Here is a 20,321-nt window from a genome sequence, read left to right as displayed (position 1 = left end):
CGGCTCCAGCTATTTGTTCTTGTTTGGGGCTTCTTTGCAGCCCATTCGCGGGCAAACCCGCTCCCACAGCTACATCACAGGTTTCGAAGGCTGTGTTGTACCTGTGGGAGCGGGTTTACCCGCGAACCGGGGGCAAGGCCCCCGGCCATGCAGCATCAACCCATCAGTCGAACACGATACCCTGCGCCAGCGGCAGCTCGCGCGAGTAGTTCACGGTGTTGGTCTGGCGACGCATGTAGCCTTTCCAGGCATCGGAACCGGACTCACGACCACCGCCAGTCTCCTTCTCGCCACCGAACGCCCCGCCGATCTCGGCACCGCTGGTGCCGATGTTGACGTTGGCGATACCGCAGTCGCTGCCCGAAGCACTCTGGAAGCGCTCGGCTTCACGAAGGTCGGTGGTGAAGATGCACGACGACAAGCCTTGTGGCACTTCGTTGTTCAGGCGCAGGGCCTCTTCGAAGTCGTCGTAGGCCAGCACGTAGAGGATCGGCGCGAAGGTTTCGTGGCGCACCACGTCGCTCTGGGCCGGCATTTCAGCAATGGCAGGGGACACGTAGTAGGCGTTCGGATACTGCTCGGCCAGCTGGCGCTCGCCACCGAACACTTGGCCACCTTCGTCACGGGCCTTGGCCAGTGCACCCTGCATGGCATCGAACGACTGCTTGTCGATCAGCGGGCCAACCAGGTTGTCCTTGCGTGGGTCACCGATGCGCACCTTGCCGTAGGCGGCTTTGACGCGCGCAACCACTTCGTCCTTGATCGAGCGGTGCACGATCAGGCGGCGCAGGGTGGTGCAGCGCTGGCCAGCGGTGCCGACAGCAGAGAACAGAATGCCGCGCACGGCCAGGTCGAGGTCGGCGCTCGGGGCCAGGATCATGGCGTTGTTGCCACCCAGCTCGAGGATGCTGCGACCGAAACGGGCCGCAACGCGCGGGCCGACTTCGCGGCCCATGCGGGTGCTGCCGGTGGCGCTGACCAGCGGTACGCGTGGGTCGTCGACCATGGCTTCGCCGGCTTCGCGGCCGCCGATCACCAGTTGCGCCAGGCCAGCCGGCGCTTCACCGAAGGCCTTCAGGGCCTTGTCGAACAGCGCCTGGCAAGCCAGGGCGGTCAGCGGGGTCTTCTCGGACGGTTTCCACACCACGGAATTACCGGCTACCAGCGCCAGCGCGGTGTTCCAGGCCCATACGGCAACCGGGAAGTTGAAGGCGCTGATCACGCCGACCACGCCCAGCGGGTGCCAGGTTTCACGCATGTGGTGGCCCGGGCGCTCGGAAGCGATGGTCAGGCCGTACAGCTGGCGCGACAGGCCAACGGCAAAGTCGCAGATGTCGATCATTTCCTGCACTTCGCCCAGGCCTTCCTGGGTGATCTTGCCGGCTTCGATCGAAACCAGCTCGCCGAGGTCGGCCTTGTGCTCACGCAGCACTTCACCAAACAGGCGCACCAGCTCGCCACGGCGTGGGGCCGGCACGCTGCGCCAGGCTTCGAAGGCGCTCTGGGCCTGGTCGATGCGGGCGATGGTCTCGGCCTTGCCGAGCAATTTCACCGAGGCGATCTGGCTGCCGTCGATCGGCGTGTGAACAGGGTAGTCGCCCTGGGTGTAAGCCTCGGCGGCAACGCCAAGGCGCTCGAGCAATCCAGCAACCATTTGTGCTTCTCCTACATCGGGTGATGGGGTGGAAAAATGATGTGGATCAGTATTAATCCGATCACACCAGTGCAACAAACGACCTTTATTCCGCATATCATTCCGTCAGGTAATGATTTGAGCCGCAGAGACCACGATGTCCAAACGCCTGGTGCCCTCCATGACCGCCCTGCAGTGCTTCGAAGCTGCAGCCCGTCACCTGAGCTTTACCCGTGCCGCCGAAGAGCTGCACCTGACACAGAGTGCCGTCAGCAAGCAGGTGGCACAGCTTGAAGAGATGCTGCGCCACCACTTGTTCCTGCGTATCCGCAGGCGCCTGCAACTTACGCCCGCCGGCAGCCTGTACCTGGCTGAAGTCAACAAGATCCTCACCCAGGTCGACATGTCCAGCCGCTACGTGCTTACCTACGGCGAGCAGACCGAGATATTGAAGGTAGCCACTCAACCGAGTTTTGGCGTGCGCTGGCTGATTCCGCACCTCAAGGGTTTTGGCAAACGCCACGCGAACATCCACCTCGACATCCGCAACGAGATGGAGCCGTTCGCGCTGCTGCAGGGCTCTGCGGATGTGGTGTTCTTCTATGGCCAGGGCACCTGGCCGGGGGCCACCTGTATCGAGCTGTTCGGCGAAGAGGTGGTGCCGGTGTGTGCGCCGGAGCTGCTGGCCGGGCGCGCGCTGGGGGATGCAGGTGAGTTGGCGGACAGGGTGCTGCTGCAGAGCACTTCGCGGCCGGAGGCCTGGCACGAGTGGTTCCTGGCGCTGGGGTTGCACAGTGTCAGCGCTTACCACGGGCCGCGCTTCGATACGTTCTACATGGCGTTGAGTGCGGCACAGGCCGGGTGTGGGGTGGCGTTGGTGCCGCGGTACCTGGTGGCGAAGGAGCTGGCTGAGGGCAGTTTGGTCATTGCGTGGAACCATGCGATGCCTAGTGCTGGGAAGCATTACCTGGCGTATGCCGAGCATGCCGCAGAAGTGCCTAAAGTCAGGGCATTGGTGGAATGGATTCGCGAGCAGCTTTCGGTTTGATGGCTTCTTCGCGGCTAAAGCCGCTCCTACAGGTTCAAACCTTGCGCGGCCCTGTAGGAGCGGCCTTAGTCGCGAAAGGGCCCTTGAGGTCGATCAGAAATGGAATGACTGGCTCACTTTTTTTCGCTTGTGAGCCAAGTGCATTCCCAGCTTTCATGTAAGCGTCCGAACCTACCCAGGAAGCTAGCGATGCCCGCCCACGATTTTGTCAGCCCAGACAGCATCCGCGCGCAGTTCTCTGCCGCCATGTCGCTCATGTACAAACAGGAAGTGCCGCTGTACGGCACGCTGCTTGAGCTGGTGAGCGAAATCAACCAGCAAGTCATGGCCGAGCAGCCCAAAGTGGCCGAAGCCCTGCGCTGGACTGGCGAAATCGAGCGCCTGGACCAGGAGCGCCACGGTGCCATCCGCGTCGGCACTGCCGAAGAGCTGGCAACCATCGCCCGCCTGTTTGCGGTGATGGGCATGGCGCCGGTTGGCTATTACGACCTCAGCTCTGCCGGCGTGCCGGTGCACTCCACCGCATTCCGCGCTGTGCACGAGCAGTCGCTGCATGTCAGCCCGTTCCGCGTGTTCACCTCGTTGCTGCGCCTGGAGCTGATCGACAACCTGCCACTGCGCGAGCTGGCCCAAGGCATTCTGGCCAAACGCAAGATCTTCACCCCGCGCGCGCTGGAGCTGATCAGCCAATCCGAACACGATGGCGGCCTGAACGCAGCCGATGCCGACGAATTCGTCCGTGAAGCCCTGCACACCTTCCGCTGGCACCAGGACGCCACAGTCACAGCCGAGCAGTATGAACAGCTGCACGACCAGCACCGCCTGATTGCCGACGTGGTGGCATTCAAAGGCCCGCACATCAACCATCTGACGCCACGCACCCTGGACATCGACGCGATCCAGGTGGGCATGCCGGCCAAGGGCATCCCGCCCAAAGCCGTGATCGAAGGCCCACCTACCCGTCGCCACCCGATCCTGCTGCGCCAGACCAGCTTCAAGGCACTGCAGGAAAAGGTTGCGTTCAGCGATCACCAGGGCAGCCACACTGCGCGCTTCGGCGAGATCGAACAGCGCGGCGCGGCGCTAACGCCCAAGGGCCGCCAGCTGTACGACAAGCTGCTCGACGCTACCCGCGCCGCCCTGGGTGGCGCGCCGGCCGAGGCCAATGCCCAGCGCTACATGGCATTGCTGCAGGCAAGCTTTGCCGAATTCCCGGATGACCTGGCACAGATGCGTGAGCAAGGGTTGGCGTACTTCCGTTACTTCGCCACCGAGAAAGGCCTGGCAGCACGTGAGCGAGCGGATCGCCCGACAACGCTGGAAGGCCTGATCGCGGCAGGCCATGTGCACTTCGAGGCGCTGGTGTACGAGGATTTCCTGCCGGTGAGTGCGGCGGGGATCTTCCAGTCGAATCTGGGCGATGAAGGCCAGGCGGAGTATGGCAGCAATGCCAACCGTGAGGCTTTCGAAGCGGCGCTGGGGTTGCAGGTGCAGGATGAGCTGGCGCTGTATGCGCAGAGCGAGCGGCGCTCGTTGCAGGCCTGTGCCCAGGCGTTGAACCTCGGCTCGATGTAAGGCTTTAGATTGCCGGGGGCGCTCTGCGCCCCTTTCGCGACACAAGGCCGCTCCTACAAAAACGACACGCTTTCCTGTAGGAGCGGCCTTGTGTCGCGAAAGGGCCGCAAAGCGGCCCCAGCCCCCACAGGATCACCACAGGCCAAGGCTTGCGCTGTACTTGTAGGAGCGGCCTTGAGTCGCGAAAGGGCCGCGAAGCGGCCCCCTGCGGTTTCAGCGGAAGCGGTCCACTTCCTGACGCAACTGCGCCGCCAAGCCTTCCAGCTCCCGCGCGGTAAATGCCAGCTCGTTAGCCACATCACGCTGCTCGCTGTTGGCCTGGGCAATGCTCTGCAGGTTGCGGCTGAGCACAGTGGCCGTGCTGCTCTGCTCCTGGGTCGCCGTGCTGATCACGGCAAACTGCTCACCCGCCGTCCGGCTCTGCTCATCGATCCGCGCCAATGCTTCGGCAACCTTGTCGTTGCGCGCCAGCCCTTCCTGCATCAGCTGGTTGCCCTGCTCCAGGGTATTGATGGCGTGCCCGGTCTGCTGCTGGATGCTGGTGATCATCCCGGAAATCTCATCGGTAGCCTGGCGCGTGCGCGCGGCCAGCCCGCGCACCTCATCGGCAACCACAGCAAAGCCACGGCCCTGCTCACCGGCACGGGCAGCCTCGATGGCAGCATTCAGCGCCAGCAAGTTGGTTTGCTCGGCAATCGCGGTGATCACGCTGATGATGCCGCCAATCTCCTGCGAGCGTGCGCCAAGGCTGTCCATCACAGTGGCGGTGCCACCCAGCGCTTCGGCAATCTGCCGCAGCGAGCTCGACGCTTCATCCATGGCACTGCGGCCAATGCGGGTCTGCTGAGCGTTGTCGCGGGCCATCCGCTCGGTACCGGCCATGTTGTCGGCGATGTTCATCGAGGTCGCACTGAACTCTTCCACCGCACCAGCCATGCTGGTGATCTCGCCGGACTGCTGATCCATGCCTTCACAGGCACCAGTAGACAACCCGGACAGCGAACGTGCACGGCTACTGACCTGTTCGGAAGCACTGCGGATGTGCTCGACCATGGTCGACAGCGCCTCGCCCATCTGGTTGAAGCTGCGCGCCAGCTGGCCGATCTCGTCATGGCTGGTCACGCTCAGGCGCGCATTCAGGTCGCCAGCACCCAGTGCCTCGGCTTGCCGTACCAAGTCATCCAGCGGGCGCAGCTTGCGGCGCAGCAGCCACAGGGTGGCAGCCACCGCCAGCAGCATCGCCAGCAGGCTGCCGATGGCCAGGCGCAGGCCGACACTCCAGGTCACTTCGCGGATTTCAGCCTTGGGCATGCTGGCAACCACGGTCCAGGGGCCCTCGGCAAACGGTGCACTGGCGCTGAACAGGTCCTGGTCGGCATTGGCAGGGGGTACCAGCCACTGGCCCTGCTCATCACGAATGGCCAGCGAACCTGTTGCACCGATGCGGAAGCGCTTGAGGTTGGCGAACTGGGCGTTTTGCGCGTCGGTGTAGTCGAAGCCGACGAACAACACCGCGATGACCCGGCCGTTGCTGTCGCTGACCGGCACGTAGCGGGTCATGTAATTGCGCTCGAACAGCACCGCGCGGCCGACGTACATCTGCCCGGCCAGCAGCTTGGTGTAGGCCGGATGCTGGCGATCGAGCTGGGTGCCGATGGCGCGCGCACCGTCCTGCTTCTTCAGGTTGGTGCTGATGCGCACGAAGTCATCGCCGCTGCGCACGAACAGGGTCGCGATGCCGGCGGTCATCTGCTGGAATTCATCGACCACCTGGAAATCGTTGTTCAGCAGCCGATCGCCCAGATACAGGGCTGGTGTGGCAAGGCCGGCAACGTGTACGGTCTCGCCAGGGTGCAGCGACAGCCCCGAGGCGAAGCGACGCTCGAACAGGCCACTCAGGCGCTGGGTATTGTCCTTGAGCGAACCGTGGAAGGTATCGAGCTGATCGGCCAGCAACCGCGCTTCGCTGGCCAGGTGGGCCTGGCGGGTGGCGAGGTTGGCGTCGTCCAGCGCACGCAGGGCGAACAGGGTACTGCCGGAAATCACCAGCGCCAACACGATGGCGAGGGCGACACCGAGTTGGGAAGCAATCCGGGCACGCGGTTGAGACATGAAGAAGCTCCTGGCAAGAGGCCGGGATCATCCTGATCACGCTGACCACCCGCTTGAAATCGACGGGAGAGCGCGTCCTCTTCCGGGACGCTGGTGCCAGTTGATCGGCGTCGCTTTCGAATACTTGAGTGTCGGACCGGGGTATTCGCAAACGTTTTCTCTACGCCTTTACCGACCCTTTCGCGGGTAAACCCGCTCCCACAGGCGATATCATTGTTCCTGAGGCTGGCGCTTTACCCGCGAAGAGGTCGGCACAGGCAGTCAAAGAGCAGGCAGGATATCCACCGCTGGCAGATCAACAGCTGCCGCTTCCTCCTGCAGAAACACACTCAAGCGCCGCAACCGCTCCCCACCCGGCCGGGTCCGTGGCCACACCAGGTAATAATCCATGCCACTGGGCACCGCCGTCGGCCAAGGCAGGCTCAAGCGCCCCTGAGCCACATCCTCGGCGACCATCAACAAGTCGCCCATCGAGATGCCGTAACCCCGCGCCGCCGCAATCATGCCCAGCTCCAGGGTATCGAACACCTGCCCGCCCTTGAGCGACACCTTGTCGCTGAGCCCCATGCGCTCCAGCCATTCGCGCCAGTCTCGCTTGTCGGGGGTTGGGTGCAACAGCTCGATACCGGCCAGCCGCCGCTCGTCCCACGGCCCTTCCTTCAGCAGATCCGGCGCCCCCACCGGGATCAACAATTCTGAAAACAACCGGCGCACTTCCCACTCCGCCGGGAACACCCCGTCACTGAGCAGCACCGCACAATCGAACGGCTCCTGGTTGAAGTCCACATGGTCGACGTCCATCCAGGCACTGGTCAGTTGCACCTCATTGCCCGGCTGCAGATGTCGGAAGTGGCTCAGCCGCGCCAGCAGCCAACGCATGGTCAGGGTCGACGGCGCTTTCATGCGCAGGATGTCATCCTCCCCGCGCAAGGTATCGCAGGCCCGCTCCAACGCGGCGAAGCCTTCGCGCACGCCGGGCAACAGCACCCGCGCCGCCTCGGTCAACTGCAGGCTGCGGCCACTGCGCACGAACAGCTTGCAGGCGAAATGCTCTTCGAGGGTGCGGATATGCCGGCTGACTGCGCTCTGGGTGATCGACAGCTCTTCACCGGCGCGGGTGAACGAGCTCAGCCGCGCAGCCGCTTCGAATGCGCGCAATGCATACAGAGGAGGCAACTGGCGGGACATGGGGCACCTGTCATACGGGGGTGAGAATGGAATGCACAGCGTCATATATACATGAGTTCAACTCATGCCAATCATCGCTTTTATCCTTTTGTGCAAAGTTGACCGAAGCCTCAGAATCGTCCATCGCTCACAGGATCAGGCACAAGGACCACACTCATGCATGTCGCGCCCACCACAGAACTCAAGGCTTTGCTGCGCCTGGCCGGGCCGCTGATCGCCTCGCAGTTGGCGCACATGCTGATGGTGCTAACCGACACCCTGATGATGGCCCGCATCAGCCCGCAGGCCCTGGCCGGTGGTGGCCTGGGCGCGGCGAGCTATTCGTTCGTGTCGATCTTCTGCCTGGGTGTGATCGCCGCAGTGGGCACCCTGGTGGCGATCCGCAAGGGCGCCAACGACATCGAGGGCGCCACCCGCCTGGCACAGAACGGCCTATGGCTGGCCTGGGGCCTGGCGCTGCTGGCGGCACTGGTGCTGTGGAACCTGAAACCGGTGCTGTTGCTGTTTGGCCAGCAGCCGGAGAACGTCGACTCGGCAGCCGAGTTCCTCACCCTGCTGCCACTGGCCCTGCCCGGCTACCTGACGTTCATGGCCCTGCGCGGCTTCACCAGTGCATTAGGGCGCTCCACACCGGTGATGGTCATCAGCCTGGTCGGCACGGTACTCAACTACCTGTTCAACGTCGCCCTGATCGAAGGCATGTTCGGCCTGCCAAAGCTGGGCCTGATGGGTATCGGCCTGGTCACTGCCGTGGTGTCGATGGGCATGGCCATTGCCTTGGCGTTGTACATCCGCTGGCACTCGGCCTATGCCGACTACCCGCTGCGCAAAGGGCTGTCGCGCCCTTCGCTGCCAGCCCTGCGCGAACTGTGGCGGTTGGGCCTGCCGATTGGCGGTACTTACATGGTGGAAGTCGGGCTGTTCGCCTTCGCCGCACTGTGCATGGGCGTGCTGGGCAGCACGCAACTGGCGGCGCACCAGATCGCCTTGCAGATCGTTTCCACCGCGTTCATGGTGCCGACCGGGCTGTCGTATGCCGTGACCATGCGCGTGGGCCTGTACTACGGCGCCGGCAACCTGCTGGCAGCGCGCAGTGCCGGGCGGGTGGGGATCAGCTTCGGGGCAATGATCATGTTTGCCTTTGCAGCGTTGTTCCTGCTGCTGCCGGATGCGTTGGTGGGGCTGTTCATCGACCGTGACGACCCCGGCTTTACCGCGATCTATCAACTGGCCGTGCAACTGCTGATGGTGGCGGCATGGTTCGAGCTGTTCGATGGCATGCAGACCATCGCCATGGGCTCGATCCGTGGCCTGAAGGACGCCAAGACCACCTTCCTCATCGGGCTGTGCTGCTACTGGCTGGTGGGGGCTCCCAGTGCCTGGCTGTTTACCTTTACCCTGGGTGGCGGGGCGGTGGGGGTGTGGTGGGGGCTGGCCCTTGGGCTGGCCTGTGCGGCGGTGGCGCTGACCATCGGCTTCGAATGGCGGATGAAGCGGTTGCTGGGCAAGGCCGGGGTTGGGGCCGCGGTATCGGCCTGACTGAAGGGCCCTTTCGAGGCGTCGAACCGCCGCGAAGAGGCCCTAGAGGGCAGCTACGAGCGGACGGTCAGTCGCCTGCAGCAAGTAGTCCATCAACTCCCCGACCGGTAGCGGCTTGCTGACCAGGAACCCTTGCACCTGATCACAGCCAAACCCGCGCAGCAAAGCCATCTGCTCCGGGCTCTCGACGCCCTCGGCCACCACTTCCAGGTTGAGGTTGTGCGCCAGGTTGATCATGGCATGCACCAGCTTGCGGTTTTCTTCGCGCATCTCCATCTCGGCAACGAAGCTGCGGTCAACCTTGAGCAAGGTGATCGGCAGGCTGTTCAAGTGCACAAAGGACGAGAAGCCGGTACCAAAGTCATCCAGCGAGAAGCGCACACCCAGGCGGCCCAAGGCATCCATGGTCTGGCGCACCAGCTCGTTGCGGCGCATCACCGCCGTTTCGGTCAGTTCGAATTCCAGCCAGCGGGCATCCACACCATGCTCGATGATCAGCCGGCTCAGGGTGGCCAGCAACTGGCTGTCCTGGAACTGACGGAAGCTCAGGTTCACCGCCATGTGCAGTGGCGCAAGCCCCTGCTCGCGCAACGCCTGCATGTCGTGCAGGGCACGGGAAATCACCCAGTAACCCAGCGGCACGATCAGCCCGCTCTGTTCGGCCAGCGGCACGAACTCGCTGGGCGGCAGCAGGCCGCGCTCGGCATGCCGCCAGCGCACCAGGGCCTCGAGGCCGACGATGCGCCCATCGGCAAGGTTCAGCCGCGGCTGGTAGTGCAACTCCAGTTCATCGCGGCGCAGTGCCCGACGCAGCTCGCTTTCCAGGTCGGCCAGGCTGCGCGCATTGCGGTTGATGCGTTCGTTGAACACATGGAAGGTGCAGCCCTGGCTACCCTTGGCCTGGCGCATGGCAATGTGCGCATGCCACATCAGCGGGTCGGCCCCGCCCTGGGCACGGGCATGGGCCAGGCCCAGGCTGCAGCCGAGCAACAGGCTTTCGCCGTCGATCCAGTAGGGTTCGGCCAACGCCTCGACGATACGCTCGGCGATCCATTCGGCACGGTTGGCGTCGCGACGTGTGTCGATCAGCAGGGCAAACTCGTCGCTGCCCAGGCGCGCCAGCTGGTCACCAGCCTCCAGCTGCTGCTTGAGGCGCGACACCACCTGCAGGATCAGGCGGTCGCCGCACTGATGACCAAGGGCATCGTTGACATGGCGGAAGTTGTCCAGGTCCAGGTGGCCGAGGGCCACGCCGCGGCCTTCGTTCTCGGCCAGGCGCGTGGTCAACAGGGCCTGAAAGCCCTGGCGGTTGGCGATGCCGGTCAGTGGGTCCTGCTCGGCCAGGCGCTGCAAGGTCGCCACCAGCACACCGCGCTCGCGCACATGACGCAACGAGCGGCGCAGGGCATCGACATTGAGCTGGTCGCGTACCAGCCAGTCACTGACGCCCGTTGGCGAAGTGACTGGCTCATGGTCGAGCAACAGGATGGTCGGCAGCTCACAGCGCCCTGGCGCGGGCTGCAAGTCAGGCGTGGCAAGCACCACGGCCTGGCGGTCATGGCTGAACAGGGTATCGACCGCCGCCCAGTTCGGTGCGGTCAGCAATACCGCGGTACCGTCCAGTGGTAGCAGACATTCGCGTAACAAGGCGGCCCATTCCGGCTCATCAGCCAACAGCAGCAAACGCAAAGGTTCGACAGGCGTGGACAAGCGGGCTCCTTAAGACTCGAAAGGTATAGCGGTGGATGTCGGGCATGCTACTGCATAAATGAAAATGATTTTCACCTTTAGACATGTCCTTTGCCCGCAGTGCCTCCCGTCGCATTTTGACGTGCATCCTGCGGGAAAGTCGTCAAACCGGCAATTACGATTTTTTCGATGAATAGCATTAGTTTCGCTAATGCTTATGCCCTGACAAAAGTCTGACTCAAACGTCAGACGGTCGCGCCACAAGTGGCCCATGCCTGTTAGAATGCGCGGCTATTTTCTGGCGACCCCCGGTTTCTAGCATGTCCCGACTCAATCCCCGGCAACAGGAAGCCCGTGACTACGTCGGCGGCCCTCTATTGGTGCTCGCCGGTGCTGGCTCGGGCAAGACCAGCGTGATCACGCGCAAGATTGCCCACCTCATCCAGAACTGCGGCATCCGCGCCCAGTACATCGTGGCGATGACCTTCACCAACAAGGCCGCGCGCGAGATGAAGGAGCGGGTCGCCACCCTGCTGCGTCCGGGGGAAGGCCGGGGCCTGACGGTGTGCACGTTCCACAACCTTGGCCTGAACATCATCCGCAAGGAGCACGAGCGCCTGGGCTACAAGCCGGGCTTCTCGATCTTCGACGAATCCGACATCAAGGCGCTGCTGTCGGACATCATGCAGAAGGAATACTCCGGCGACGACGGCATCGACGAGATCAAGAACATGATCGGTGCCTGGAAAAACGACCTGATCCTGCCCGCCGAAGCCCTGGAAAAAGCGCGCAACCCGCGCGAACAGACCGCCGCCATCGTCTACACCCACTACCAGCGCACGCTCAAGGCGTTCAACGCGGTGGACTTCGACGACCTGATCCTGCTGCCGGTCAAGCTGTTCCAGGAGCACCCCGACGTGCTCGAACGCTGGCAGAACCGCGTGCGCTACCTGCTGGTGGACGAATACCAGGACACCAACGCCAGTCAGTACCTGCTGGTGAAGATGCTGATTGGCATGCGCAACCAGTTCACCGTGGTGGGCGATGACGACCAGTCGATCTACGCCTGGCGTGGCGCGCGCCCCGAGAACCTGATGCTGCTCAAGGAGGATTACCCCTCCCTGAAGATCGTCATGCTCGAACAGAACTACCGCTCCACCAGCCGCATCCTGCGCTGCGCCAACGTGCTCATCGCCAACAACCCGCACGCTTTCGAAAAGCAGCTGTGGAGCGAGATGGGCGTGGGCGACGAGATCCGCGTGATCCGCTGCAAGAACGAGGAAGCCGAGGCCGAACGCGTGGCCATGGAAATCCTCACCCTGCACCTGCGCACCAACCGCCCGTACAGCGACTTTGCCATCCTCTACCGCGGCAACTACCAGGCCAAGCTGATCGAACTGAAGCTGCAGCACCATCAGGTGCCGTATCGCCTGTCGGGCGGCAACAGCTTCTTTGGCCGCCAGGAGGTCAAGGACCTCATGGCCTACCTGCGCCTGCTGGTGAACCCGGATGACGACAACGCCTACCTGCGCGTGATCAACGTGCCGCGCCGGGAAATCGGCTCGACCACCCTGGAAAAGCTCGGCAACTATTCCACCGAGCGCGGCATCTCGATGTACGCCGCCAGCGAGGAGCTGGGCTTGGGCGAGCACCTGGACGCCCGCTACACAGAGCGCCTGCAGCGCTTCAAGCACTGGCTCGACGGTGTGCGCCACAAAGTTGCCCTGGAAGACCCGATTGCCGCGCTGCACGAGATGATCCGCGACATCGACTACGAGAACTGGATCCGCCAGCAGACCGCCAGCGACAAGGCGGCGGAGTTCCGCATCAGCAACGTCTGGTTCCTGGTCGAAGCGCTGAAGAACACCCTCGAGAAGGACGAAGAGGGTGACATGACCATCGAGGACGCCATCGGCAAGCTGGTGCTGCGCGACATGTTGGAGCGCCAGCAGGAAGAGGAAGAAAACGCCGAAGGTGTGCAGATGATGACCCTGCACGCCTCCAAGGGCCTGGAATTCCCTTACGTGTTCATCATGGGCATGGAGGAGGAAATCCTCCCCCACCGCTCCAGCATCGAGGCCGACACCATCGAAGAGGAACGTCGCCTGGCCTACGTGGGCATCACCCGCGCGCGCCAGACCCTGGCTTTCACCTTCGCCGCCAAGCGCAAGCAGTACGGTGAGATCATCGATTGCACGCCAAGCCGGTTCCTCGACGAACTACCGCCCGACGACCTGGCCTGGGAAGGCCTGGACGACGCACCGGTCGAGGTGAAGGCCGCGCGCGGCAACAACGCCCTGGCCGATATCCGGGCAATGCTCAAACGCTGATCAACCATTACTCTTTAACTCTGCCGCTTTTAGCGGCCACCTTTGTTACATCGAGGAATACACAGTGGAAGCACTGCATCAGAAGATTCGCGAAGAAGGCATCGTGCTTTCCGATCAGGTTCTCAAAGTCGACGCGTTTCTCAACCACCAGATCGACCCGGCGCTGATGCAGCTGATCGGTGACGAGTTCGCCCGCCTGTTCGCCGATGCCGGCGTGACCAAGATCGTCACCATCGAAGCATCGGGCATTGCCCCGGCGGTGATGACCGGCCTGAAGCTGGGCGTACCGGTGATCTTCGCGCGCAAGCACCAGTCGCTGACCCTGACCGAGAACCTGCTGACTGCCTCGGTGTACTCCTTCACCAAGCAGACCGAGAACACCGTGGCCATCTCGCCGCGCCACCTCAACAGCAGCGACCGCGTGCTGGTGATCGACGACTTCCTGGCCAATGGCAAGGCGTCGCAGGCGCTGATCTCGATCATCAAGCAGGCCGGTGCCACCGTTGCCGGCCTGGGCATCGTCATCGAGAAGTCGTTCCAGGGCGGCCGTGCCGAGCTGGACAGCCAGGGCTACCGCGTTGAATCGCTGGCCCGGGTGAAGTCGCTGGAAGGTGGCGTGGTCAGCTTCATCGAGTGATTGCCCCTGGGGCCGCTTTGCGGCCCATCGCGACACAAGGCCGCTTCTACAGGAGATCGCATTTCCTTGTAGGAGCGGCCTTGTGTCGCGAATGGGCTGCGAAGCAGCCCCGGCAATTCATCAGGACGCCGCCAACCCCGCCAGCAACAAGCGCTGGTAAAGCTCTTCCTTCAACCCATGCGGCTGATCCAGCTGCATCCGCGCCAGGTGCGCCTCATACCCCTCCGGCCCCGGCGCCTCCAGTGCCGCCTTGCCCAGCTCCAGCATTTCGCTCAGCTTGAACTTACTCTTCAACCAGTTCAGCGCCCGCAACAAGTCCCGTTCCTCAGCCGTGAAGTCCGTGCCCAGCGGATACTCCGGGAATAACCGCGCATGTCGGGCCTTGATGGCCTCCAGGCTTTGCGGCGTGTTGTCGGTAAACCGCGCATCCAGCTGAAAGTCCCTGGCCAGTTTGCCCGCATCCTTCGCCTGCTCGATCAACTCGCCCTGGAACCTTGAATCGCTGATGGCCAGCAACCGCGCAATCACTTCGCTGTCGGTCTGCCCACGCAGGTCGGCGATGCCATACTCGGTCACCACAATATCGCGCAGGTGCCGAGGGATGGTGCAGTGGCCATAGCGCCAGAACAGGTTGGAGGTCAACTCACCACCCGACTCGCGCCAGCTGCGCAACAACAGGATTGAGCGCCCACCCTCCAGCGCATGCCCCTGAGCCACGAAGTTGTACTGCCCGCCCACCCCGCTGAGCACCCGCCCGTCCTCCAACTGGTCGGCTACACCGGCACCCAGCAGGGTCATGCCGAACACCGTGTTGACGAAGCGCGCATCGCGGCGCTGCCGGCGCTTGAGTTCTTCCTGCCCGTACAGCTCGTTGATGAAGCTGATGCGGGTCATGGCGAAACGTGCGCGTTGCTCCAGCGGCATCTCGCGCAAGCGCTGGTAGAACGCTTGTGGGCCCAGGAAGAACCCGCCATGCACCAGCACGCCCTGCTCATCCGCCGGTCGCCGCACCACGCCGGCCTCGGCCAGCGCCAGCAGGCCGTTGACGAACATCTCACTGCAGCCATAAAGGCCTTGGGCGAAAGGCTCAAGGCCCCCTTCTTGCTCGATCAGCGCCTGCCAAGGGCCAACGTCCAGCTCATCGAGCAACGCACGGTAACCCTCGCTGTCACCCTGGCGCGCCAACAACGCTGCCGCCAGCGCATCCCCCATGGCGCCGATGCCGATCTGCAAGGTGCCGCCATCACGTACCAGCGAGCTTGCGTGCAAACCGATGCAGTGATCCTGGGTGGTGACCGGCATGTTTGGGGTAGAAAACAGCCGGCGCTGTTCCGCTTCGTCGATCAACAGGTCGAACGCATCGATCGGCAGCTCCGCATCGCCCGGCATGTAGGGCAGTTCGGCATGAACCTGGCCGAGCATGAGGATGGTTTCACCTGCTGCACGCCGCTTGGCGATCATCGGCTGCAGGTCGAGGGTGATGTCGGGGTTGCAGGCCAGGCTCAGGTGGACGGGCTTCTCCGGCGTGGCGGCGACCAGCTGGGCAACCAGGTTCAGGCCCTTGGCATTGATGTCGCGTGCGGCGTGGCTGTAGTTACTGCTGATGTAGTCCTGCTGCGCGGTTTCGCTATGCAGCAGGCTGCCGGGTTGCATGAAGAACTGCTCGACGCGGATATTCGGCGGCAGCTTGTCGTTGCGCAGGTCGGCCAGGTAGCTGAGCTCTTCGTAGTCGGCGAACACGCGCTCGACGAAGGGCTCGAGGAAACGCCGTTGCAGGCCGTCGCCCAAGGGTGGGCGGCCAAGCGTCAGCGCGGTGTAGATCGTCAACCTTCGCTCTGGCAGCTCGCGGACCCGGGCGTAAAGCGCATTGACGAAGGCGTTGGGCTTGCCCAGGCCCAGCGGCAAGCCCATATGGATATGTGCTGGCAGCCGGGCGAGAACCTGCTCGACGGCCTGGTCGATGGAGCAGAGGTGCATCGGGGCCTCCTGAATCATCCATGGGGTCAGGGGTTGGACATGAGCTCAAGAGGTTGGTTGCCTGTGCCGGCCCTCTCGCGGCTAAAGCCGCTCCCACAGGGACCTCACAATACTCAAGGGCGGTGAAAATCCTGTAGGAGCGGCTTTAGCCGCGAAGGGCCGGCACTGGCAACACAAATACAAAGCCCGCCAAAAAATGGCGGGCCTTGTGCAATTCATCTTCGGCTCAAAGCCCGGACATCTTCTTGATGGCGCCTTTCAGGTCATCATCCGAGCAGTCCGCGCAGGTACCTTTCGGCGGCATGGCGTTCAGGCCGGTAATGGCCTTGGCCAGAAGCCCGTCCACCCCACCCTGCTCGTCAGCGCGCTTCTTCCACGCAGCGCCGTCGCCAATCTTCGGCGCCCCCAGCAACCCGGTGCCGTGGCAGGCATTGCAATGCTTGGCAATCACATCATCCGGCGTCTTGGCCCCACCGCCACCTGCGGCGGCTGCCACTTCCATGCCCTTGCATTCCTGGCCCTGCACACAGACCTGGCCGACCGGCTCAAGGCGTTTGGCAAGCTCATCGTTGGTCGCTGCGGTTGCGCTCATTGCCCAAAGGGCGAATACGGCTGCTGGTACGGCCAGCATCTTCTTGATTTGGTTCACGCGAACACCCTCATGGTGGCTAATCACGCCCGCGGCCACGGTAATGCGAGCGTTGAAAAGTATAGCGGGAACCCGGAAACCGTGAAACGACCCTACTCAGGAAAGGGGTATTGCCGAAGCAATGCACTGCGCTGGATCAAAAGTTCGAGGGTGTGGCTGCACTGATCAGCCGCGCAGGTGCGTCGAACGGGTTGCGGAAACGGTGCGGACGGGTGCTTTCGAAGTAGTAGCTGTCGCCCGCTTCGAGGATGAAGATCTCGTTGCCCACCACCAGCTCGAGCTTGCCTTCGAGCAGGATGCCGGTTTCTTCACCATCGTGGGTGAGCATCTCGGCACCGGTGTCGGCACCCGGCGGGTAGACCTCGGTGAGGAAGGCAATGGCGCGGTTGGGGTGCGACTTGCCCACCAGCTTCATGGTCACCGCGCCGTCGGAGATGTCGATCAGCTCGTGGGCCTTGTAGACAATCTGCGCGGGGCTTTCGGCCTCCAGCTCGACCGAAAAGAACTCGACCATCGACATGGGAATGCCGCTGAGGACCTTGCGCAACGAGCTGATCGAGGGGCTCACGCTGTTCTTCTCGATCATCGAGATGGTGCTGTTGGTCACTCCCGCGCGCTTGGCGAGTTCCCGCTGGGACAGGCCCTTGAGCTTGCGGATGGCTTGCAGTCGTTCGCCGACGTCCAAAGCTGGAGCCTCCTGAAACGGTGAGATGGCGGGGTGAATGTGAACGATATCATGGCAATGCCGTTCAGTATTTACAACACACCGCCCCTCACGCTGTCCGCTTCGGCGCCTTATTCGCCGCAATAGTCCAGCGGTACGCGTTTCAGGTTGCAGAAAATCTGGTAGGGGATGGTCCCGGCCTGCATCGCTACATCACTGGCCAGCACCTGCTTGCCCCACAGCTCGACCGGGCTGCCGACATTGGCTTCGGGTACGTCGGTGAGGTCGATGCAGAGCATGTCCATCGACACGCGGCCAATCAGCTGGCTGCGCTTGCCAGCGACCACCACCGGCGTGCCGGTGGGCGCATGGCGCGGGTAGCCGTCGGCGTAACCCATGGCGACCACGCCAACACGGGTCGGCCGCGGGCTGACGAACTTGGCACCGTAGCCCACCGGCTCACCGGCTGGCAGCTCGCGCACGCTGATGACCCGCGATTGCAGGGTCATCACCGGCTGCAGGCGCGCAGCCTGGGGCTGGTCGGCTTCGAAGGGGCTGGCGCCATACAGCATGATGCCCGGGCGCACCCAGTCGCTCGGGGCCTGCGGCCAGGCCAGCACACCGGGTGAATTGCGCAGGCTGCATTCGGCAACCAACCCTTCACGGGTGGCGTTGAATACTGCTATCTGCTGCTCCGTGGCGTCGGCCTCCGGCTCGTCGGCGCGGGCAAAGTGGCTCATCAGCACGATGCGCGAAACCTTGCCGCTGGCCAGCAGGCGCTGGTAAGCCTCGTGGTAGTCCTTGGGGTGCAGGCCGACGCGGTGCATGCCGCTGTCGAGCTTGAGCCAGATGGTCAGCGGCTTGTGCACCTGGGTCTGCTCGATGGCTTCGAGCTGCCACAGCGAATGCACCACGCACCACAGGTCGTGCTCGGCGATCAATGCCAGCTCGCTGGCCTCGAAAAAGCCTTCGAGCAGCAGCACCGGGGCCTTGATACCGGCGGCGCGCAGCTCCAGTGCTTCTTCGATGCAGGCCACGGCAAAGCCGTCGGCTTCGGGCTCCAGGGCCAGGGCGCAACGCACGGCGCCGTGGCCGTAGGCGTCGGCCTTGACCACGGCTAGGGCCTTGGCACCGGTCAGTTCACGGGCCAGGCGGTAGTTGTGGCGGAGGGCTTGCAGGTCGATCAGGGCGCGGGCGGGACGCATGGCGGCTGCCTTATGGTGTTCGGGTTGAAATCGGTGTTGGATTCTTCGCGGCTGAAGCCGCTCCTACAGGGATCGCACAAACCTGTGGGAGCGGGTTTACCCGCGACGAGGCCGGTAAGGGCGACCTTACTGCTGGTGGACAGGCGTGGTCTGGCCTTGCTTGGCAACTTCCGGGCTGTTGCCATACCGGGAGATATCCAGGCCTTCGGCACTGATCTGCGGCTTCTTGCGCGCAATCAGGTCGGCCAGCAGGCGGCCGGAACCGCACGCCATGGTCCAGCCCAGCGTACCGTGGCCAGTGTTGAGGAACAGGTTGCGGAACGCAGTGGCGCCCACGATCGGCGTACCGTCCGGGGTCGCCGGGCGCAGGCCGGTCCAGAAACTGGCCTGGCTCAAGTCGCCGCCGCGAGGATAAAGGTCGTTGACGATCATCTCCAGCGTTTCGCGTCGACGCGGGTTCAGCGACAGGTCAAAACCGGCGATTTCAGCCATGCCGCCAACGCGGATGCGGTTGTCGAAACGGGTAATCGCGACCTTGTAGGTCTCGTCGAGAATGGTCGAGGTCGGCGCCATCTCGGCATTGGTGATCGGCACGGTCAGCGAGTAACCCTTGAGCGGATACACCGGGGCTTTGATGCCCAATGGCTTGAGCATCTGCGGTGAGTAGCTGCCCAAGGCCAGCACGTAACGGTCGGCCGTTTCCAGCTTGCCATCGATCCACACGCCATTGATGCGGTCGCCGGCGAAGTCCAGGCGCTGGATATCCTGGCCGAAACGGAATTCCACGCCCAGATTCACGGCCATTTCGGCGAGCTTGGTGGTGAACAGCTGGCAGTCACCGGTCTGGTCGTTAGGCAGGCGCAGGGCACCGGCGAGGATGTCTTTCACCCCGGCCAGGGCTGGTTCGACACGGGCAATGCCATCGCGGTCGAGCAGTTCGTAAGGCACGCCGGACTGTTCAAGCACGGCGATGTCCTTGGCTGCGGCATCGACCTGGGCCTGGGTGCGGAACAGCTGAGTAGTACCCAGGCTACGGTTTTCGTAGGCAATGCCGGTTTCGGCACGCAGTTCGTCGAGGCAGTCGCGGCTGTACTCGGACAGGCGCACCATGCGCTCCTTGTTCACCGCGTAACGGCTGGCGGTGCAGTTGCGCAGCATCTGTGCCATCCACAGGTACTGGTCCACATCACCAGTCAGCTTGATGGCCAGGGGCGCGTGGCGCTCCAGCAGCCACTTGATGGCTTTCAGCGGCACGCCTGGGGCGGCCCAGGGCGAAGCATAACCGGGCGAGATCTGGCCTGCGTTGGCAAAGCTGGTTTCCAGGGCCACTGCCGGCTGGCGGTCGACCACAGTCACCTCGAAGCCTTGCCGGGCCAGATAATAGGCACTGGCGGTACCGATCACACCGCTACCAAGTACCAATACTCGCATCGTTCATCCCTCGCACGCGGCGCACCGCTATTTTGTTGATATGGCATGGATGCGCGCAGTATAAGAATCTCAGCCCAGTGCAATTCACTATATAAAAGCCTATTATTGGCGAGAATTCTCGGCAAAATCGCCTTTCACGGAGGGGCATCCCCTATGAGAACCCAGCACCAGAGCAAGCGTGAACTGGACAAGATCGACCGTAATATCCTGCGTATCCTGCAGAATGACGGGCGTATTTCCTTCACCGAACTGGGCGAGAAAGTTGGGCTTTCCACCACCCCCTGCACCGAGCGCGTACGCCGCCTGGAGCGCGAGGGCATCATCATGGGCTACAACGCCCGGCTCAATCCGCAGCACCTCAAGGGCAGCCTGCTGGTGTTCGTGGAAATCAGCCTGGACTACAAGTCCGGCGACACCTTCGAAGAGTTCCGCCGCGCGGTACTCAAGCTGCCCCATGTGCTGGAGTGCCACTTGGTTTCCGGCGATTTCGACTACCTGGTGAAAGCGCGTATTTCGGAAATGGCTTCCTATCGAAAGCTCCTCGGCGACATCCTGCTGAAGCTACCGCACGTGCGTGAGTCCAAGAGCTACATCGTGATGGAAGAGGTAAAAGAAAGCCTCTGCCTGCCAATCCCGGACTGAGG

General features: G+C 63.2%; 15 protein-coding genes and 1 pseudogene. 6 read left to right on the top strand and 10 right to left on the bottom strand.

The features are described from left to right. Positions 1–163: 163 nt before the first annotated feature. The gene (gene amaB, locus H040_RS09045) at positions 164–1,654 is read right to left on the bottom strand and encodes an L-piperidine-6-carboxylate dehydrogenase (RefSeq protein ID WP_027916994.1); all 1,491 of its coding nucleotides are present in this window, start codon (positions 1,652–1,654) and stop codon (positions 164–166) included. 136 nt (positions 1,655–1,790) lie between these two features. Between amaB and H040_RS09040 the strand changes: the two genes are divergently transcribed. Then, the gene (locus tag H040_RS09040; protein WP_027916995.1) at positions 1,791–2,681 is read left to right on the top strand and encodes a LysR family transcriptional regulator; all 891 of its coding nucleotides are present in this window, start codon (positions 1,791–1,793) and stop codon (positions 2,679–2,681) included. Between the two features lie 189 nt (positions 2,682–2,870). Then, positions 2,871–4,256 (top strand): 2-oxoadipate dioxygenase/decarboxylase HglS, encoded by a 1,386-nt coding sequence (gene hglS / locus H040_RS09035; RefSeq protein ID WP_027916996.1) that lies wholly within the window; start codon positions 2,871–2,873, stop codon positions 4,254–4,256. Positions 4,257–4,469: 213 nt separating this feature from the next. Here hglS and H040_RS28070 read toward each other — a convergent pair whose 3' ends face one another. From H040_RS28070 to H040_RS09025, 3 genes and pseudogenes are all read right to left on the bottom strand, one after another. After that, a complete protein-coding gene (locus tag H040_RS28070) occupies positions 4,470–5,192 on the bottom strand; it encodes a methyl-accepting chemotaxis protein (RefSeq protein WP_371915561.1) in 723 nt (240 codons plus the stop codon). 132 nt (positions 5,193–5,324) lie between these two features. Further along, positions 5,325–6,368 (bottom strand): annotated as a pseudogene (locus H040_RS28065) (Cache 3/Cache 2 fusion domain-containing protein); the annotation flags it as partial. A 261-nt stretch (positions 6,369–6,629) separates the two neighbouring features. Beyond that, positions 6,630–7,556 (bottom strand): LysR substrate-binding domain-containing protein, encoded by a 927-nt coding sequence (locus H040_RS09025; RefSeq protein WP_027916998.1) that lies wholly within the window; start codon positions 7,554–7,556, stop codon positions 6,630–6,632. Between the two features lie 156 nt (positions 7,557–7,712). On the opposite strand from H040_RS09025, the gene H040_RS09020 reads away from it, so the two are divergent. Then, the gene (locus H040_RS09020; RefSeq protein ID WP_027916999.1) at positions 7,713–9,095 is read left to right on the top strand and encodes a NorM family multidrug efflux MATE transporter; all 1,383 of its coding nucleotides are present in this window, start codon (positions 7,713–7,715) and stop codon (positions 9,093–9,095) included. 42 nt (positions 9,096–9,137) lie between these two features. On the opposite strand, the gene H040_RS09015 is transcribed toward H040_RS09020, so the two are convergent. Further along, positions 9,138–10,805 (bottom strand): putative bifunctional diguanylate cyclase/phosphodiesterase, encoded by a 1,668-nt coding sequence (locus H040_RS09015; RefSeq protein WP_027917000.1) that lies wholly within the window; start codon positions 10,803–10,805, stop codon positions 9,138–9,140. Between the two features lie 299 nt (positions 10,806–11,104). Between H040_RS09015 and rep the strand changes: the two genes are divergently transcribed. Both rep and H040_RS09005 read left to right on the top strand, forming a co-directional pair. Next, positions 11,105–13,114: a DNA helicase Rep gene (rep, locus tag H040_RS09010; protein ID WP_027917001.1), complete on the top strand. Its 2,010-nt coding sequence runs from the start codon at positions 11,105–11,107 to the stop codon at positions 13,112–13,114. Between the two features lie 64 nt (positions 13,115–13,178). Then, a complete protein-coding gene (locus tag H040_RS09005; RefSeq protein ID WP_003253535.1) occupies positions 13,179–13,751 on the top strand; it encodes a xanthine phosphoribosyltransferase in 573 nt (190 codons plus the stop codon). 120 nt (positions 13,752–13,871) lie between these two features. Here the strand turns inward: H040_RS09005 and H040_RS09000 are convergent, their stop codons facing one another. From H040_RS09000 to dadA, 5 genes are all read right to left on the bottom strand, one after another. Then, the gene (locus H040_RS09000) at positions 13,872–15,728 is read right to left on the bottom strand and encodes an acetyl-CoA hydrolase/transferase C-terminal domain-containing protein (protein ID WP_027917002.1); all 1,857 of its coding nucleotides are present in this window, start codon (positions 15,726–15,728) and stop codon (positions 13,872–13,874) included. A gap of 226 nt (positions 15,729–15,954) precedes the next feature. Beyond that, positions 15,955–16,377: a c-type cytochrome gene (locus H040_RS08995; RefSeq protein WP_027917003.1), complete on the bottom strand. Its 423-nt coding sequence runs from the start codon at positions 16,375–16,377 to the stop codon at positions 15,955–15,957. Positions 16,378–16,513: 136 nt separating this feature from the next. After that, positions 16,514–17,062 (bottom strand): cupin domain-containing protein, encoded by a 549-nt coding sequence (locus H040_RS08990; RefSeq protein ID WP_027917004.1) that lies wholly within the window; start codon positions 17,060–17,062, stop codon positions 16,514–16,516. Positions 17,063–17,172: 110 nt separating this feature from the next. Then, positions 17,173–18,246 carry an alanine racemase gene (gene alr, locus H040_RS08985; protein WP_027917005.1) on the bottom strand — a complete coding sequence of 358 codons (1,074 nt, stop codon included), beginning with the start codon at positions 18,244–18,246 and terminating at the stop codon, positions 17,173–17,175. 126 nt (positions 18,247–18,372) lie between these two features. Further along, positions 18,373–19,677 (bottom strand): D-amino acid dehydrogenase, encoded by a 1,305-nt coding sequence (gene dadA / locus H040_RS08980; RefSeq protein ID WP_027917006.1) that lies wholly within the window; start codon positions 19,675–19,677, stop codon positions 18,373–18,375. 153 nt (positions 19,678–19,830) lie between these two features. On the opposite strand from dadA, the gene dadR reads away from it, so the two are divergent. Further along, positions 19,831–20,319, top strand: coding sequence for a transcriptional regulator DadR (gene dadR / locus H040_RS08975; RefSeq protein WP_003258963.1), 489 nt, complete (start codon positions 19,831–19,833; stop codon positions 20,317–20,319). Positions 20,320–20,321 lie beyond the last annotated feature (2 nt).

The organism is Pseudomonas sp. URMO17WK12:I7, assembly GCF_003269045.1.
Lineage (GTDB): Bacteria > Pseudomonadota > Gammaproteobacteria > Pseudomonadales > Pseudomonadaceae > Aquipseudomonas > Aquipseudomonas putida_J.
The sequence above is the reverse complement of the archived record's forward strand: the minus strand, read 5'-3'. Positions and strand labels throughout refer to the sequence as shown.

What these genes read in the sequence shown, in the direction of transcription:
- H040_RS28070 (WP_371915561.1), bottom strand. Translation starts at nt 5,192, where the DNA reads ATGGCTGGTGCGGTGGAAGAGTTCAGTGCGACCTCGATGAACATCGCC.
- dadA (WP_027917006.1), bottom strand. Translation starts at nt 19,677, where the DNA reads ATGCGAGTATTGGTACTTGGTAGCGGTGTGATCGGTACCGCCAGTGCC.
- dadR (WP_003258963.1), top strand. Translation starts at nt 19,831, where the DNA reads ATGAGAACCCAGCACCAGAGCAAGCGTGAACTGGACAAGATCGACCGT.
- rep (WP_027917001.1), top strand. Translation starts at nt 11,105, where the DNA reads ATGTCCCGACTCAATCCCCGGCAACAGGAAGCCCGTGACTACGTCGGC.
- H040_RS09000 (WP_027917002.1), bottom strand. Translation starts at nt 15,728, where the DNA reads ATGCACCTCTGCTCCATCGACCAGGCCGTCGAGCAGGTTCTCGCCCGG.
- H040_RS09025 (WP_027916998.1), bottom strand. Translation starts at nt 7,556, where the DNA reads ATGTCCCGCCAGTTGCCTCCTCTGTATGCATTGCGCGCATTCGAAGCG.
- hglS (WP_027916996.1), top strand. Translation starts at nt 2,871, where the DNA reads ATGCCCGCCCACGATTTTGTCAGCCCAGACAGCATCCGCGCGCAGTTC.
- alr (WP_027917005.1), bottom strand. Translation starts at nt 18,246, where the DNA reads ATGCGTCCCGCCCGCGCCCTGATCGACCTGCAAGCCCTCCGCCACAAC.
- H040_RS09040 (WP_027916995.1), top strand. Translation starts at nt 1,791, where the DNA reads ATGTCCAAACGCCTGGTGCCCTCCATGACCGCCCTGCAGTGCTTCGAA.
- H040_RS09020 (WP_027916999.1), top strand. Translation starts at nt 7,713, where the DNA reads ATGCATGTCGCGCCCACCACAGAACTCAAGGCTTTGCTGCGCCTGGCC.
- amaB (WP_027916994.1), bottom strand. Translation starts at nt 1,654, where the DNA reads ATGGTTGCTGGATTGCTCGAGCGCCTTGGCGTTGCCGCCGAGGCTTAC.